The following is a 15771-nucleotide window of genomic DNA, read 5'->3' as shown; positions in this document are numbered from 1 at the left end:
TCTTCTAAGACCTAAGACGTAGGGACGACTCATTTCATAGATATGTCAAAAATGAACCCCGTATGAAGGCATCTTACCTTCATACGGGGTAACTGTTAATAGGTAAAAATTTTTGAATCATTATAGAGAATATAGGTTTTTCCTTCATGATCCAATGCATGTATCACCAATTGTGAAGTAGCTATTTCTGATTTAAAAGGTACTGATACTAATTGTGCTACATTCGAATCAACTGCAATCTCCATTCGCTCAGCATCAGTGTCTATTATTAATTTTTCGATGTTATGATTTTCAAGTAATGGAATAACAATGTAGTGGATGTCTTTCAAATAAACGGCAGTCATTGTATCTAATTCACTCTGTATAAAGAAATCTAATGCATAGCCTTTTCCATTATGCTTGAAAATTGATATACCTTGAAAGCCATTCTCCGAAAAATAGCCAATTCTATACTGTTGAATCGTTATTGTATCATTCATTTTAACAGTATTAGGATGGAATGGTCCCCATTTTATAGCATTTTGAATTTCCGCTTCATTTTGTACGTAAACGCGATAGCCAATTCGTTCAGACATATTTCCTAAAATGGCAATCATAATGATGATACATAGTAGTACACGCCAAAACCATTTTTTCATCAAAGCAAATAATGCAAAAATAAATAAGGAGACTGTACTTGCTAACCCTACTACCATCCAAGGACGCTTTAATACGCTATAGTCTTTAAACTTCCCAGACTTTTCTGGATAAAGATTTGAATCGATGATTGCCGACGTCGTTGATTGGAAATCATTTTGGGATAGCATTAGCTTTAAACTGATTAACAGACATCCTGATACGACTACTGTTAGGATAATAGGCGTTAACGGTGTTTGCCTCTTCGTTTTTTGATTGATTTTTTGAAACGTTTTTACATGACTTTCATGAGAGAATTTACCTTCCTTATACATTTCGTTGATGGCATTACGAATCTGATCCATATTCGAACCCCTCCTCCAATAGCGTGATCCCAACCATTTGACGCGCTCGCCTTAATCGTGTTTTCACCGTATTTTCTGGTAGCTTTAACAGTTTTGCAACGTCCTTTAAGGAAAACTCGGCAAAGTGAAATAGTAGTAGTACATCTTTGTATTTCGTTGGAAGTTTTTCAATCGATGTCACTAGCATTGCATCCGTTTCACCCATCAATACTTCCTTCTCAGGATTATTGGAAAGGCTCTTTAATTTGTCCCAGTAATCAATGACTTGTATTTTTTTATAGCGCCAGCTTGAAAGATAACTATGGCAATTGTTGATCGCAATTCGATATAAATATGTTTTGACGGAAGCTTCTTCACGAAACTGGTCCATTTTCTCATAGTATTTAACAAATGTGTCTTGTACCAAATCCTCGGCCACTGTCCAATCTTGAACATATGTATAGCATACTCGTAATAAATAATCTCCGTAAATTGTCATAGCACTAGATAAGTGAGCGTCCTTCTGTTCTTTTAACATTTTGCTCGCCCCCTTTGCTTCAAAAGCATTTATAGTTAGACTAATGAACAATGAAAAAGTTTCATGAAAAAATAAATTTTTTTCCATGAAACTTACATGTTAAGGGATATCCTTTCCCTCCACTAAAGCTTTTAAGTTGACAAGAGAAGCGTCATAGCCACTCCTAATCAATTATGCCTCGGCATACGGACGCCCCCAGGAAGCTCTGCTCTGTGCGAAAGCGAAGCGTCAGCGGCAATGTTTTATCTGTGCGAAAGCGAAGCGTCAGCAACAATGTTTTATCTGTGCGAAAGCGAAGCGGCAGCAACAACAAAGCGCCCAGTCAGAACGGAAATCAACCCCATGTTATGGTAATGAGCCAAAATTCACCTTTTTATCGATCTATATAAATTAACTGCACCTAGCGCTACAAAGATCGCTACAATATCCATCGCCAATTGATAGCTTGAAAAAATAGTGACCATGAATCCAAATAACGTTGGGGCAATCACAATAAATAGTTGATTCAACGTCAAAGCTGCACTCACAGTTAGACCTACATAATTTGGATTCGATTGTTCTGTCACACAAGCAATGAACAATGAATACCACCCAAGAGCCACAAAGCCTAATACAAAACAAAACAGTAGCATCAAAATTTCCACATGTAGCATAAGTGGCAATATTACTGTAAGAATAACTGCACCCGCCATCACCATCATTAATAAATGTTCTCGCTTCTGTGCAAAAAATTGATCACTAATCCAAGCAATAGCTACCCTTCCAACCATTCCTCCTATTAATACAAGGCTTAAATATTGTCCCGCCTCCGTTAAGGAATAACCTCCTTCTTGATGTAAATAACTCATGAAATGGGCAACGAGTATCATTTGTAAGGTCATCATGACGATTCCTACAATATAGATTGGATATAAATTCTTATTATTTTTAATGGCGTTGAGCTTCTCTTTTAAGGTTACAGATGTTGCTGCTACCGTTACGCGATTTTTAGGCTCCTGATAAATAAGTAAAAAGAGTAGTCCGCCAGCAATAGCTACCAAGCCTTGAACAAGATGCACTGATGACAGGCTAAAATGATGGTACATATATGTGAGAATGACTGATGCTAGAGCTCCACCGATTGGAATGCCTGTTTGTCGAATGCCAATCGCCAGCCCGCGATGTTTGTCTGGAAACCATTTTACGATTGCCGTGCTGCCCCCTGTTTGCGCACTTCCGTACCATATCCCCACGACTAGTAATAAAATTAACAATACCGTATAGTCATTTACTAACATTAGTAGCAAAGCTGAGAACCCTAATAAAATGGAGCCCCATCCGATGATTTGTTTTTTCCCTTTTTTATCCATTAAATAGCCAAACAAAATCATTGAGAAAATTGGCCCAATATTAACTGCAGAAACGATAAATCCTGTTTGTAACGATGATAAATTCCATTCAATTTGATAAAATGTAGCAATTGGTCCCATGCCGTACGTAACAAAAGTTGCCGCAGTTTGAGAAAGCGTAGCCACTAATACGATAATCCATTTATAATATGTATTCATGAAAATTCCTCCAATACCGATACACTGATTCATTTGTGTAGAATAACTTTATGTACAAGAGTTTACGCTAGCCCTAGGAATGCGTAAAATGGAGGAAAGTGATAGTGGCTATCAAAAAATTTTATAGGTGTGTGAAATACAACATGAACATAGAAGAAATAACATTAAAAATCGAAATTTTGGAGAGGCAAAATCTCAGTAAATCTGCAGAAATGACGAATTATACTCAATCTGCCTTAACTTCTAAAGTGAAAAAAATGGAGGCTGAAATTGGCCAAGAGGTTTTTAAGCGTACACCACAAGGCTTGAAGATTACGGATGTAGGCATACAATATTTAAACTTTTTAAAGCTTATGACACAGGAATACGATGAATTTTTACAAGCAATTGGATCGGCACAAACGGACACAAAAATTAGCTTTGGTACTTCACATACAACGATCAAAATTTATGGCGCACCCATTATGAATGCCTTGCAGACAAATAATATTCCTTTAGATGTCGATTTCATTGTGGAATCCAGTACTTCTTTAAATCAAAAAATACACAATGCCGAAATGGATTGTGCACTCACGAGTAATCCTATTAAACATTATTCTGATTTAAATTATGACATGATTGCAACAGAAACTTTTGAAGTCATATCGAATAATACATGTATCATTAATTTTGAGGAACGTTCACCCGTTACACTACTTGTGTTAAGCAGAGGCTGTATGTATACACATGCGATGGCAGAGTGGCTAAAAAAGAATCAAATTCCATTTACGATGAAAGAAATAAAATCAGTAAGTAGTATTCTTGATTTCCTACAAATAGACAATTCGATTGCTGTGTTAAATACAAAACTAATTGATCTTTATAACTATCCCAACATTCACTATTACGATTTGCAGCAGCTAAACAAGGTGATAGAAACTGTCTTTATTTACAAGAAAAGCGAAAGTAAACAATCTTCTATTTTTCAATTAAAACAAGTTATTGAATCGTTGTTGCTGGAAGACCCTATCGAACAAAGCTAGTTCGATAGGGTCCAAATTAATTTATCGGAACAATTTCAAGGTTTATCGGAACAAATTTTTGATTTATCGGAACAATTCCAAGGTTTATCGCCCTAATTTTTAAATTTATCGCCTAACTTTGATTTATCGCTCAACTTTTTTTATTTATCACCTAACTTTTAAAATTTATCACCCAACTTTTCTTATTTATCACCTAACTTTTAAAATTTATCACCCAACCTTTCTTATTTATCACCTAACTTTTAAAATTTATCACCCAACTTTTTTTATTTATCACCCAACGCTCAATAAATTCAAAGAACCGCTAACCCTTGCGAGCCAAAATAAGGAAGTTGAGTCCAAGCAGCAACCTGCAATCTAACTAGACTTCCATTCCCTTGAATAGCAAATACGGAGACTGTCCCCTGATTGCCGTTAAGGGTGTAAAAATGCCGTCCATCTTTACTCACTCCAACATCCATCGGCAGTCCTGGAGCAGTGCCAACTGGTGTACTGGTAATATGCCCTGCTACTGACAGTGCACCATTGGGATCGATCCGGTAAGTGGAAATAGTGCCACTTAAAGTATTAGTTATGAATGCAAAACGTTCATCTCTTGTCGTGATTACCCAGCATGCGGTTTTATAGCCGTTTGGTACAGAGCCACTGATTACATGAAGAATCCCGTCGTTGCTCATTGAATAGGATGACAGGGCATTCGAACTTGCTTCAGTAACTAAGAGAATTCCAGATGATAAAAAATAGGCACCTAATGGGCCATCACCATAAGAGTCATTAACGGTCGGTTCTGTAACCGTACCATTTTGATTTACATTGTAAACACTAAGACGGTTTGAAGTATACTCGGTTACAAGGAGCTTATTACCATCACGCGTGAAAAGAACTTGAGCGGGCTCGGCATTGATAGTGCTGAGAGAACGTGAGGAGCCAGCAATAGGAGTAAGGCGTCCGTGTTCATCTATCCGAAAACCCATGATGTTCGATGCAAAATTGTTTGCGGCATACCCTACATTGGCAACATAGACAAGATCTCCAAATATATCTACACTATTTGGCTGAGCACCTCCCGATGGCTTCACATCCACGAGAACAGGCGCACCGCTGTCACTAATGATAAAACTGCTAATACTATGGCTGCCTGCGTTTACTGCGAGTAGGAAACGACCATCACGAGACAAGGTTAAAGCTCCTTGTGACGTAAGGGGATCGACACCATTGTTTGGCGTTGCAGCAGAAACTTTCCTTGTACCAGTACCTCTACCATTAGTTGGATAGGCACCCACAAAGGCGAGCATCCCATTTGTGTCCCTGTAAAAAGCAATGACTTGATTCATCACTTGATTATTTGTCATCATGTAAACCATACTCACATTTGCAGAGAGATTTTTGTTCATAAAAACTTTCCTCCTTTTATAGTTTTATATGGTTCTTTTACGATTTCAATTCCCTAAAATTAATGTAAATTGGTTTAAAGGATTATCATCTGCTTATGAATATGCACGTGTGTCAGGATTATTATTAATTTCTCTCTATTTACAAAATTAAAAAGGCTGTCTAAAAGTTTTTACATACTTAATAGACAGCCTTCTATATCTTATTCCACTCGCTCTAGCAAAAGATTTTGCTGGAGGTTACTATAAATGCCTTGTTTTTGCATGAGCTGCTGGTGATTGCCCTGCTCAACGATTTCACCTTGTTGAATAACAAGAATTTGGTCGGCATTTTCGATTGTTTTTAAGCGGTGTGCAATGACAAAGCTTGTGCGTCCCTGCATTAAATGCTGTAGACCTTTTTGAATATCGACCTCTGTTTGCGTATCCACACTGGACGTTGCTTCATCCAAAATTAAAATATCCGAATTTTCCAAAATTGCCCGGGCAATAGCCAATAATTGGCGTTGACCTTGACTGAGGTTTGCGCCGCCCGCCTGTACAGGTGTATCGTACTGTGCAGGTAAATATTTAATGAAATTATGGGCATTGGCTATTTTCGCCGCTTCCTCCACCTCTGCATCCGTGGCATCAAGCTTTCCAAAACGAATATTTTCACGAATGGTCCCAGAAAATAAGTACGTATCCTGCAACACGACACCCACTCTTTGACGAATCGTTGCCATTTTATAATCCTCGATGTTTTGACCATCAATTAAAATTTCACCTGCATCAACATCATAAAAACGAGTCAACAAATTAATAATGGTTGTTTTCCCTGATCCCGTTGGTCCGACAAGTGCAATGGTGTCACCAGCCTTGGCATGGAAGTTAATATTTTGCAGTACTGGTTTCTCTGGCAAATAACTGAAGGACACATGTTGAAATGTCACTTCCCCTTTTAGACTTTGACAATCAATAGCATGCTTTTTATCAGCTACTTCCGAAGGTTCATCTAAAATTTCGAAGACTCGTTCTGCCCCTGCAATCGCTGACTGGAAGGTATTCAAAAGATTGGATAGCTGATTCAGCGGACGGAAAAATTGACGGGTATACGTGACAAACGCAGCGATAACGCCAACAGAAACGATACCTTTTACTGATAAAAATGCCCCCGTGCCAATGACAATAGCTAAGCCTAAGTTATTCATAAAGTTATTAATTGGCCCTAGTAGACCTGAAGTAATTTCTGCGCGCTGTGCCGAGTTACGGAGATTTTCGTTTTGCTTATGGAACGTCTCGATAGTTTGTTGCTCTTTCCCAAATAAAGTTACAACCTCCGCCCCTGTAATCATCTCCTCAATATAACCGTTGAGTTTCCCTAAATCACGTTGACGTGCCGCATAGTTTTTACTACTACGTTTGACAATTTGCTTTGTCGTAAAAACAATTAGCGGAATAATAATAAGTGTCACGATCGCTAGCTGCCAGCTAAGAGAGAACATGGCAATACTAACACCAATTACTGTTAAAATTGACGATACGATTTGTGTCACACTTTGTGCAAGTGCAGTATTTAAATTATCGATATCATTGGTCACACGGCTCATTAAATCACCAAGTGCTCGCTGATCAAAAAATCTCAATGTTAACGTTTGGAGCTTTTTAAATAGTTCAAGCCGTAATGTTCGAATTGTTTTCAAGGCCACATGAATCATGACATAGGTTTGTAGCCATGTAAAAATAGACGCTACTGTATAGATAACTGCTAGTACAATACCTAAACGAACCGTACCAGCAATGTCCTTTTTCATAATGTATTCGTCAACGATATGTCCGATTAAGTACGGTCCTGCTAAGCTTAAAAACGTCGAGGCAATAACAAAAAATATAGAGAAATAAAGCCCTATTTTTTGCTGCTTCACATATTGCCACACACGATAGATCGTTGTCTTTTGATTTTTAGCCTTTTCAGCAGGCCCTGCCATACGTGGTCCACGTCCAAAATTCATTTGCTTCGGTTGATTTTGACTCATTGTTGTTCACCAGCCTTTTGCTGTGAAGCGTAAATTGCTTGGTAGGACTTATTATTCTGTAATAATTGTTGATGTGTACCTTGACCAACTATTTCGCCGTCCTCTAATACTAAAATTAGGTCTGCCTGTTGAATCGAAGCAATTTTAGACGCCACGATAAACGTCGTTGTGTCTTTATATTCATTGCTAATGGCTTGTTGGACATGTCTTTCAGAGGCGCTATCAAGAGCAGATGTTGTATCATCCAGCACTAAAATAGCTGGCTGTCTTACGAGTGCACGCGTTAACGAAAGTCGCTGCTTTTGACCGCCAGAGAGATTTGTTGCCCCCTGTGACAGTTCATGCGCTAAGCCTTTATCAAGTCGCTCCACAAATTCTGTGGCACATGCTGCATTAAGAGCTTGCTGTAATTCCTCTGACGTTGCATCTTCCTTACCAAGGCGGATATTGTTGTCAATTGCACCTGAGAATAGTAATGCTTTTTGAGAGGTAAAGCCTATATGTTTTCGTAAAGTTGGTAATGCATAATCCTTTAGAGGCTTTCCATCCAAGCGTATTTCGCCACTTGTTGGGTCAAACAAACGTGGTAAGAGCTTGACTAGCGTTGATTTTCCGCTTCCTGTTTTGCCGATTAGACCTACCGTTTGCCCTGGTTTTACCGAAAATGAAATATTTTTCAGGACATCCTCAGCCGTTTCATAATAACGATAGCTCACATTTTGAAAGTCGATCTCTCCTTGAATTGGTGATGTAAGTGCATTTTCTGCTTCCTTGACCGCTACTTCTTTGTTTAAGACGTCTACGATACGCTCTCCCGAAGGAATAGCACGTGCAATTTGCATCAGCACCATGCTAGAAGTCATTAATCCATTTAGTATAATCGTTAAATAGTTAATAAAAGCGAGAATCACCCCAACCTGCAATGTACCGGCTTCTACTTTAATAGCACCCAGCCAAAGTGCTGCTACAATCCCTAGATTGACAACGAACATCGTAAACGGCACGAGCACGCCAACGATTTGTTCAGCTGTAATAAAGCGTTTTGTCAGCGTATTATTAAGAGCACCAAATTGTTCAATCTGTTGCGTTTCACGACGGAATGCCTTGACGACACGAATCCCCGCTAAATTCTCCTGAAGCTTCGTATTGACACTATCAATTGCCTCTTGCACCCTACGATATAGGACACCCGAATACTTGGTGAAAAAGTACATCGCAATAATTAACAGTGGCACGATAATAAGAAGTATGGAAAATAGCTCACGTGCCGTCACAAAAACAATAACGACAGCTCCAATAAATAAAAGTGGGCCACGCACAAAAATACGCAGCGTCATCATAAACGCACGCTGAACACTTTCCACATCACTCGTTAAAATCGTAATGAGCTTCCCTGTCGTAAAAGCATCACGTTCCTTTGCCGAATACGTCATCATCTTTTCATAAAGTGACTGACGAACATCCGATGCAAAATGAATAGCTGCCTTCGAACTATAATAGGAGCAGCCTATCCCACCAACAAGTCCTAGTACTGCACTTATCAGCATCCATATGAACATTTTCAGCACATATGGGTTGTCGCCATTGGCAATACCTGTATCAATCATATGCTGCATAATGGTCGGCTGAAGTAAATCCATCGTTACCTCTAGTACCATTAATAATGGCGCAATCAAGGTGAAAAATTTATAGGGCCCTAAATACTGCCCTAACTGTCTAACTGCCTGCATTCTTTCGTCTCCGTTCTATTTAAATCACATTTGCTCCTAATTATAACTGAAAAACATTCTCAAGTGGCAATTAATTTTTCGTGTCTCGTACTATTTGGGACACGATTGATAATGTTGTTCAGCCTACCAACCTTAGAATATCTTCAATTAGGGAAATCCGGGATAAAGGTTCTTTTACTATTATCACTATGTTGCAATGAAAATTAGGATGAAGAAATATATTGCCAATAATGTTATAGCTTCCAATAAAGCATCAAAAGGGGATGAGAAATAGTGTTTCCAATCTTTTATTCCATTGGTATGCTAATCGTATTGCCTGCCAGCTTTATTATTTCGCTATGGAAAGCTACTTTTAAAAGTAAACTGGAATGGTTGTTGGACTCATTCGTGACTGCAGCACTAATCGTTTGGTTATTTCAAGCAGGAAACTGGAGTTGGGTTGGTTATTATGTTCGCTTTCTTTGGTTGGTTATCTTGATTGTCACTTTCGTTTTTTCTTGGAAAAGGGTAAGTAATTTACCGTTCACCATAAAATATACACTAGATCAAAAGTTTTCAATTGGTATTTATATTGTCCTTATTTTGGTTTTTGGTACTTATAATGCTTTGGTCGTAAAAAGCTATACAGTAGCCGAAAAAGGAATTGAGTTATCTTTCCCACTTAAGAATGGCACCTACTATGTTGGACAGGGTGGCAATCAGGAGTTAATGAACTATCATCAAGCCCATCCAGGTCAAAAATATGCTTTAGACATTTTAAAATTAAATACGATTGGAACCCGTGCAAGTGGACTATATCCTGAAGAATTGGATAAGTATAAAATATTCGCAGATGATTTGTATAGTCCTTGTAATGGAAAAGTAGTCAGCATCCAAAATGATTTATCTGATCTCCCTCCTCCTAAATCTGATCCAGAAAATCCTAAGGGAAATCATGTCACCCTATCATGTGAGAACCATGATGCTACCGTTTTATTAGCCCCTATGCAAAAGGCGAAAAAGTAAAAGAGGGCCAAATACTTGGAAAAGTAGGAAACTCGGGAAATACAAGCGATCCACATTTACACATTCACGCCGAAAAGGATGGGAAAGGTGTAGCGATAACATTTAATGATCGATTCTTAGTGCGAAATAGTTTAGTACGATACTATAAACTTATTTCTTTTTCTTGTTATTACGATAATCGCAATTGCCATTCCAATAACCTAAAGGAATGAAAATGCCTCCTTTTCTTTTATGAACTCAATCCAGGTCTCCCTCTTAGCTGGGCACTTCTTTATTTTACCTAAGTCGTTTACCCCTAACCCGAGTACTCTCACAAAAAATACACCTCAATGTTATGTCAACATTGAGGTGTATTTAGCATTACAAATCATCAAAGCCGTTATCTTCTACATTGACCTTTACATATTGACGAGAACGTTGCTCGAAGAAATCTGTTTTTCCTAAGTCAACATCCTCGTAAGCTTTAACCCACTTCAATGGATTTTTGCGGTAGCCCTCAAATGGACGCTCCACGCCAAGCTGATTACAGCGAACATTGGCATAGAAATGCACATAATCATGCACATCTTCCACATCGAGGCCTTTAACTTTATCGCCAATTACTTCATTTGCCCAATCGATTTCTAGCTGTACAGCTTCACGGAAAATCTCCTGTACACGAGCTGCTCGTTCAGGCGTATCGTATTGAGGATATTCCTCTAATAGCTCCTGATAAATTTTCACAAATAAATCGACATGAAGCTGCTCATCGCGGTTAATATAATTAATCATCGTTGACGTTGCCACCATTTTTTGATTGCGTGCTAAATGATAGAAGAAGGCAAAGCCAGAATAGAAGAATAAACCTTCCAAAATCACATCATAGACAATCGCTTCTAGCATATTTTCAACAGTTGGCTCCTCCGAAAATGCACGGTAGCCCTTAATAACGAAATCATTGCGTCGCTCTAATACTGGCTCTGTACGCCAAAAGTCAAACGTACGATCCTGCTCATCTTTATTGACAATACTTGAGAGCACGTAAGAATAAGAGTGATTATGGATTACCTCCTGCTGCGCTAAAATAATCATTAACGCATTTAAGCTGGAATCTGTTAAATAGTCTGCCACTTTGCCAGCAAAATCTGTTTGTACACTATCTAATAGTGCCAGTAAGCCAATTATTTTTAAAAATGATTCCTGTTCATCCGCTGATAGCTCAGGAAATTGCTTGACATCATTGCTCATATTAATTTCGAATGGTGTCCAGAAGTTACCAAGCATTTTTTTATACTTTGGATAAGCCCAGCTGAAACGCACATCATCCCAGTTTAAAATGTTTGAAGAACGTCCGTTGACAATTCCTGTTGAACGGTTCGGTGCATCTTTATCCATAATTTGTCGTTTTATAATTGTTGTCATTGTTACTTCCTCCTAGCTCGCGCAAGACTCACATTCTAGCAATTCTACAGATGTTGAGCGCACATAATATGTCGTTTTCACACCGCTCGCCCAAGCATTCATATGCAGTGCTAGTAAGTCCTTCGCCTTAATCGTATTTTGAACATATAAATTAAGTGAAATGCCTTGGTCGATATGACGTGCTCGTGCAGCATTTTGTTTGATTGTCCAATTTTGATCGATGAAATAAGCAGATTTATAATACCAAGTCGTCACTGGTGATAGATCTGGTACTGTTACTGGAATTTTGTAATCCTTTTTCTCCTCTGAATAACTCTTTTGGAAGATTGGATCAATCGTTGCCGTACTGCCCGCTAAAATGGATGTTGATGAGTTAGGGGCAACCGCCATAACATAGCCGTTGCGCATACCTTTTTCCGCAACCGCGGCGCGTAACGCATTCCATTTATGACTGTCATAGCCACGTTTGTCAAAATACGCACCAGTATGCCAATCTGAGCCTTCAAATAATGGGTAAGCACCTTTTTCACTTGCCAAATCGTTGGAAGCACGAATTGTTAAATAGGCAATTTCCTCATATAGCTTGTCCGCGAATTCTACAGCATCCTCAGACTCCCATTGAATTTCTTTCAAAGCTAGTAAATGATGCCAACCAAATGTTCCAAGTCCAATCCCACGGTAGCGCAAGTTTGTACGCTCTGCCTGTTTAACTGGAATTGTATTTAAGGCAATAACGTTATCTAACATACGTACTTGAATTGGAATCAATCGTTCTAGAACACCAGCCGGTACAGCTCTACCTAAATTAATAGATGATAAGTTACAGACAACGAAATCTCCTGGCTTGCGACGTGTTACGATGACATCATCTTCTAAGGTAATAGACTCAAATTCAGTAGCCGACATATTCTGGAATATTTCTGTGCACAGGTTCGAGCTGTAAACCATCCCTTCATGCTTATTCGGATTCATGCGATTTACTTCATCACGATAGAACATAAACGGTACGCCTGTTTCAAGCTGTGAACGCATAATACGCTTCATAATATCAATAGCCGGTACGCTCTCACGACTTAATAATGGATTGGCGATACATTCCGCATATTTTTCTCGGAAGGAACCGTCACCTTTTTTCTCATCGTAGAAATCTTCTAGTGAGAAGCCCATGACCTCTCGCACTTCATGTGGGTCAAATAAATGCCATTCCTCACGTGCCTCAACAGCTTCCATAAATAAATCCGGTAAGCAAAGCCCCGTGAAAATATCATGGGCACGCATACGCTCATCCCCATTGTTTAAGCGTAAATCTAAAAACGTAAAGACGTCCTTGTGCCAAACATCTAGATAGACAGCAATTGCTCCTTGTCGTTGACCAAGCTGATCGACTGAAACCGCCGTATTATTAAGCTGTTTAATCCACGGCAATACACCACTTGATGCACCTTTAAAGCCTTTAATAGATGAGCCACGGCTACGAATTTTGCCCATATAAACACCAATACCACCACCGTATTTCGATAATGTTGCGACATCTGTATTCGTGTCATAAATGCTTTGTAAACTATCATCTACTGTATCGATAAAGCAGCTAGATAGCTGTCCATGCGTTTTGCCTGCATTCGATAATGTCGGTGTGGCAACAGTCATATATAAATTACTCATCGCCCAGTAAGATTCACGTACTTTTTCTAAACGATTTTCTGTTTCATCCTGCATAAGTGTCATCGCAATGACCATCCAACGTTCCTGCGGTAGCTCCACTGGTGTTTTCGTGTAATCACGGACAACATAGCGATCCATTAATGTTTTTAAGCCAATATACGTAAACAATTCATCACGGCTTTGTTCTAAATAAGAAGCAAGTTCCTGAAGCTCCTGCTCACTATATTTTGTTGTTAAACTTTCATGATACAAACCAGCCTCTGTATAGCGCGCTAATTGTGCTGGGAAAACCTTATAAACATCTTTTACCGAAACACCGCGGCGCATTGCAAATTGGTCATATAATTTTTCTAAATAAATTTGCGCTGCGACAAATGTCCAGTATGGCTCCTCTTCGTCAATTAGGCTAAGCGTTTGTAAAATCATCGCATCCGCCCATGCTTCAAATGTGGCATTGTCGTTTTTTCGTAGCCATCGATCCGATAACCTTACAAAACTTTCAAGTTCATCCTCCGTATAACTTTTCTTAAGCTTAGCCATTTGCTGTTCGATTTGAATTGTCATGTACACATTCTCTCCCTTTCTTTCTCCAGACAACACAAAAAAGCGATCACGCAACATCTATCGGTTACGTGATCGCTGTAAAATCGGAAATGGAAATGAAGGACATGCACACAAAGAAGTGAACAAATCTCTCGCCTCCACTTCTCAATCCCCGAAGAATGTGTTGCTGTCTTGAACATCTCGGCAGGTCTCCTGGCTCATGCTTCCTCCAAATGATAGCCTTCCCATTTTTCACAGTGGCCTATTCATCATTTGTCAGCACTTACAGTTGCGGGGACAGCTTCGGCTTAAGATGACTCTTTTTCCGAATTCCCTTTTAAACCATATTGGTACCGTTTGTCCAAAATACTATATATTGTGTTTTAACTCCTAAACAAATCTAACATATTGTGTTTACTGTTGCAATAGGCGATTTGCCCCTTGCAATTTGTAATGTGCTACTTTTTCTCGAAGCAAGCCCTAATACAATGCAGTTTTACGTAGTTTTTCAAAATTTCTAGGAAATTTTTTTTGTGCCAGCTGCTCTTTTTCTGGATGTATTCCGAGTAAAATGACTGCACATGGACCAGCTGTTTTTTCAACATCTAACGAACTTCCGACCTGTTGATCATCAAAAAGTCGTGTAAATTCTGCTTGCAGCCCCTTTGATCCAACTGGCCAAACTTGCTGCACAATTTCCTCTTTCCACGCCTGAAAAATAGGTTGTAGCTGTGCGACATCCTCAGGCTGCGCAAGGACTTCATTGCCTACAAGCGGCAGTCCATATGTGTACCAAACAAGGTATTCATGCTTAGATAATGTACGTTTCTGCTGCTCACCAAGCATCGTAATGGACAAACCTGATTGTAAAGTCGGCATATTGGACTCTGTGCTACCGTCTATTGGTGGACAAATAAGACCAACCTCATCGAAGACCTGTTGAATGCCGGCAACATAACGAGACCATGCAGCATCCCCTGAAAAATTAGCTAATAGGATATGTGTCGGTAAAGCATTTGCCGCAAGCTGCTCTAAAAAGGTAACACGTGCGGTCAAGTATGCCGTTAGTTGATCTGGGGCAGACACAATATCTTGTGGTTTTTCACCAATTGCTGCGGCATTATCTGTTGTAGTAATGAGCCCACCTACTTTTATTGCATTTCTCAATGTACTCGACCTTCCTTACGCACAAACACCTTAGACAGAATTGGCATCACAATGGCAACGATGACTAAATTAATAAGTGTTGCTAATGGAAGACTAGTAAGAGAACCCCAGTAAAACGCCGGACTAATGATAAAGTAAAACGGTAATGGTGAGACAACGCCGTTTAAAATAAGCGCAACAGGCCATTTCCAAAAATGCATTCCTTTTTTATGCATAACCCCGAAGATCCATACAACAATAAACATTTCCACTGCGATAATAATATGTAGTGGTCCATATAGAAAACCCGAAGTTAAGGCTGAAATCAAGTGCCCAATTCCCCCCGCAACCCCAGCTAATACTGGAGATAAAAATACAACGCTCAAAAATGCAGGAGCAGAGTCCAACGCAGCAGTTGTAATAAATGTTGGAATTTTAATGACTGCACCCACTGCACAAATTGCCGCTACCATGGCAGTGAGCGTCAATTTCATCAATCTTTGTCGATCCATCCCATTCCCTCATTCCTTTAATATTTGGCTATTCATTATAACGTGTGGTTGATTTCCGTTCCGGCTGGGTGCTTTGTTGCTGCCGCTACGCTTTCGCACAGATAAAACATTTGTTGCTGCCGCTTCGCTTTCGCACAGAACAAAGCTTCCTGGGGGCGTCCGATGAGCCGCTTGGGCCAACAGATGTTTTTTGCGCGAAAGCGTAGCGACAGCAACAGCATGATGTTGGTCACGAAGGCGTTATCACAGGACGTGATGGTTTTAGCCTTGGTTCCTCTATCGCTGATCCCCAAGGAGTCA

General features: G+C 39.4%; 14 protein-coding genes and 1 riboswitch. Of the genes, 3 read left to right on the top strand and 11 right to left on the bottom strand.

The window, feature by feature from the left end:
- Positions 1-95: 95 nt before the first annotated feature.
- The 3 genes from FJQ98_RS11600 to FJQ98_RS11590 all read right to left on the bottom strand — a co-directional run bounded on the left by FJQ98_RS11600 (position 96) and on the right by FJQ98_RS11590 (position 3077).
- Positions 96-980 (bottom strand): hypothetical protein, encoded by an 885-nt coding sequence (locus tag FJQ98_RS11600; protein WP_053596961.1) that lies wholly within the window; start codon positions 978-980, stop codon positions 96-98.
- Positions 964-1497 carry a sigma-70 family RNA polymerase sigma factor gene (locus tag FJQ98_RS11595; protein ID WP_075807360.1) on the bottom strand — a complete coding sequence of 178 codons (534 nt, stop codon included), beginning with the start codon at positions 1495-1497 and terminating at the stop codon, positions 964-966. Before FJQ98_RS11595 ends, FJQ98_RS11600 begins: the two co-directional genes overlap by 17 nt.
- A 365-nt stretch (positions 1498-1862) precedes the next feature.
- Positions 1863-3077, bottom strand: a complete 1215-nt coding sequence (locus FJQ98_RS11590) for an MFS transporter (RefSeq protein ID WP_201406700.1) — start codon at positions 3075-3077, stop codon at positions 1863-1865.
- Positions 3078-3148: 71 nt separating this feature from the next.
- Here FJQ98_RS11590 and FJQ98_RS11585 point away from each other — a divergent pair, with 71 nt between their 5' ends.
- Positions 3149-4066: a LysR family transcriptional regulator gene (locus FJQ98_RS11585; protein WP_241774642.1), complete on the top strand. Its 918-nt coding sequence runs from the start codon at positions 3149-3151 to the stop codon at positions 4064-4066.
- A gap of 293 nt (positions 4067-4359) precedes the next feature.
- Here the strand turns inward: FJQ98_RS11585 and FJQ98_RS11580 are convergent, their stop codons facing one another.
- The 3 genes from FJQ98_RS11580 to FJQ98_RS11570 all read right to left on the bottom strand — a co-directional run bounded on the left by FJQ98_RS11580 (position 4360) and on the right by FJQ98_RS11570 (position 9202).
- The gene (locus FJQ98_RS11580) at positions 4360-5460 is read right to left on the bottom strand and encodes a lactonase family protein (protein ID WP_053596958.1); all 1101 of its coding nucleotides are present in this window, start codon (positions 5458-5460) and stop codon (positions 4360-4362) included.
- A gap of 200 nt (positions 5461-5660) precedes the next feature.
- Positions 5661-7472, bottom strand: a complete 1812-nt coding sequence (locus FJQ98_RS11575; RefSeq protein ID WP_053596957.1) for an ABC transporter ATP-binding protein — start codon at positions 7470-7472, stop codon at positions 5661-5663.
- The gene (locus FJQ98_RS11570; protein WP_053596956.1) at positions 7469-9202 is read right to left on the bottom strand and encodes an ABC transporter ATP-binding protein; all 1734 of its coding nucleotides are present in this window, start codon (positions 9200-9202) and stop codon (positions 7469-7471) included. Before FJQ98_RS11570 ends, FJQ98_RS11575 begins: the two co-directional genes overlap by 4 nt.
- A gap of 273 nt (positions 9203-9475) precedes the next feature.
- Between FJQ98_RS11570 and FJQ98_RS11565 the strand changes: the two genes are divergently transcribed.
- Together FJQ98_RS11565 and FJQ98_RS27550 are read left to right on the top strand one after the other, a co-directional pair.
- Positions 9476-10207: a hypothetical protein gene (locus tag FJQ98_RS11565; RefSeq protein WP_053596955.1), complete on the top strand. Its 732-nt coding sequence runs from the start codon at positions 9476-9478 to the stop codon at positions 10205-10207.
- The gene (locus FJQ98_RS27550) at positions 10177-10419 is read left to right on the top strand and encodes a M23 family metallopeptidase (protein ID WP_425492702.1); all 243 of its coding nucleotides are present in this window, start codon (positions 10177-10179) and stop codon (positions 10417-10419) included. Before FJQ98_RS11565 ends, FJQ98_RS27550 begins: the two co-directional genes overlap by 31 nt.
- Before the next feature lie 148 nt (positions 10420-10567).
- On the opposite strand, the gene FJQ98_RS11560 is transcribed toward FJQ98_RS27550, so the two are convergent.
- From FJQ98_RS11560 to FJQ98_RS11540, 5 genes are all read right to left on the bottom strand, one after another.
- Positions 10568-11608 (bottom strand): ribonucleotide-diphosphate reductase subunit beta, encoded by a 1041-nt coding sequence (locus FJQ98_RS11560; protein ID WP_053596954.1) that lies wholly within the window; start codon positions 11606-11608, stop codon positions 10568-10570.
- Positions 11609-11620: 12 nt separating this feature from the next.
- Complete coding sequence (locus FJQ98_RS11555) at positions 11621-13834, bottom strand: ribonucleoside-diphosphate reductase subunit alpha (RefSeq protein ID WP_053596953.1); 2214 nt, start codon at positions 13832-13834, stop codon at positions 11621-11623.
- Between the two features lie 164 nt (positions 13835-13998).
- A riboswitch (cobalamin riboswitch) is annotated at positions 13999-14186 on the bottom strand.
- Between the two features lie 107 nt (positions 14187-14293).
- Positions 14294-14980 carry a hypothetical protein gene (locus FJQ98_RS11550; protein ID WP_075807350.1) on the bottom strand — a complete coding sequence of 229 codons (687 nt, stop codon included), beginning with the start codon at positions 14978-14980 and terminating at the stop codon, positions 14294-14296.
- Complete coding sequence (locus tag FJQ98_RS11545) at positions 14977-15471, bottom strand: ECF transporter S component (RefSeq protein WP_053596952.1); 495 nt, start codon at positions 15469-15471, stop codon at positions 14977-14979. The genes FJQ98_RS11550 and FJQ98_RS11545 overlap by 4 nt, the downstream gene beginning before the upstream one ends.
- A gap of 35 nt (positions 15472-15506) precedes the next feature.
- The gene (locus FJQ98_RS11540; protein ID WP_158003102.1) at positions 15507-15704 is read right to left on the bottom strand and encodes a hypothetical protein; all 198 of its coding nucleotides are present in this window, start codon (positions 15702-15704) and stop codon (positions 15507-15509) included.
- Between the last annotated feature and the right edge of the window lie 67 nt (positions 15705-15771).

The organism is Lysinibacillus agricola (genome assembly GCF_016638705.1).
GTDB classification, from domain to species: Bacteria; Bacillota; Bacilli; order Bacillales_A; family Planococcaceae; genus Lysinibacillus; species Lysinibacillus agricola.
This window is presented reverse-complemented; position numbering and strand designations above follow the sequence as displayed.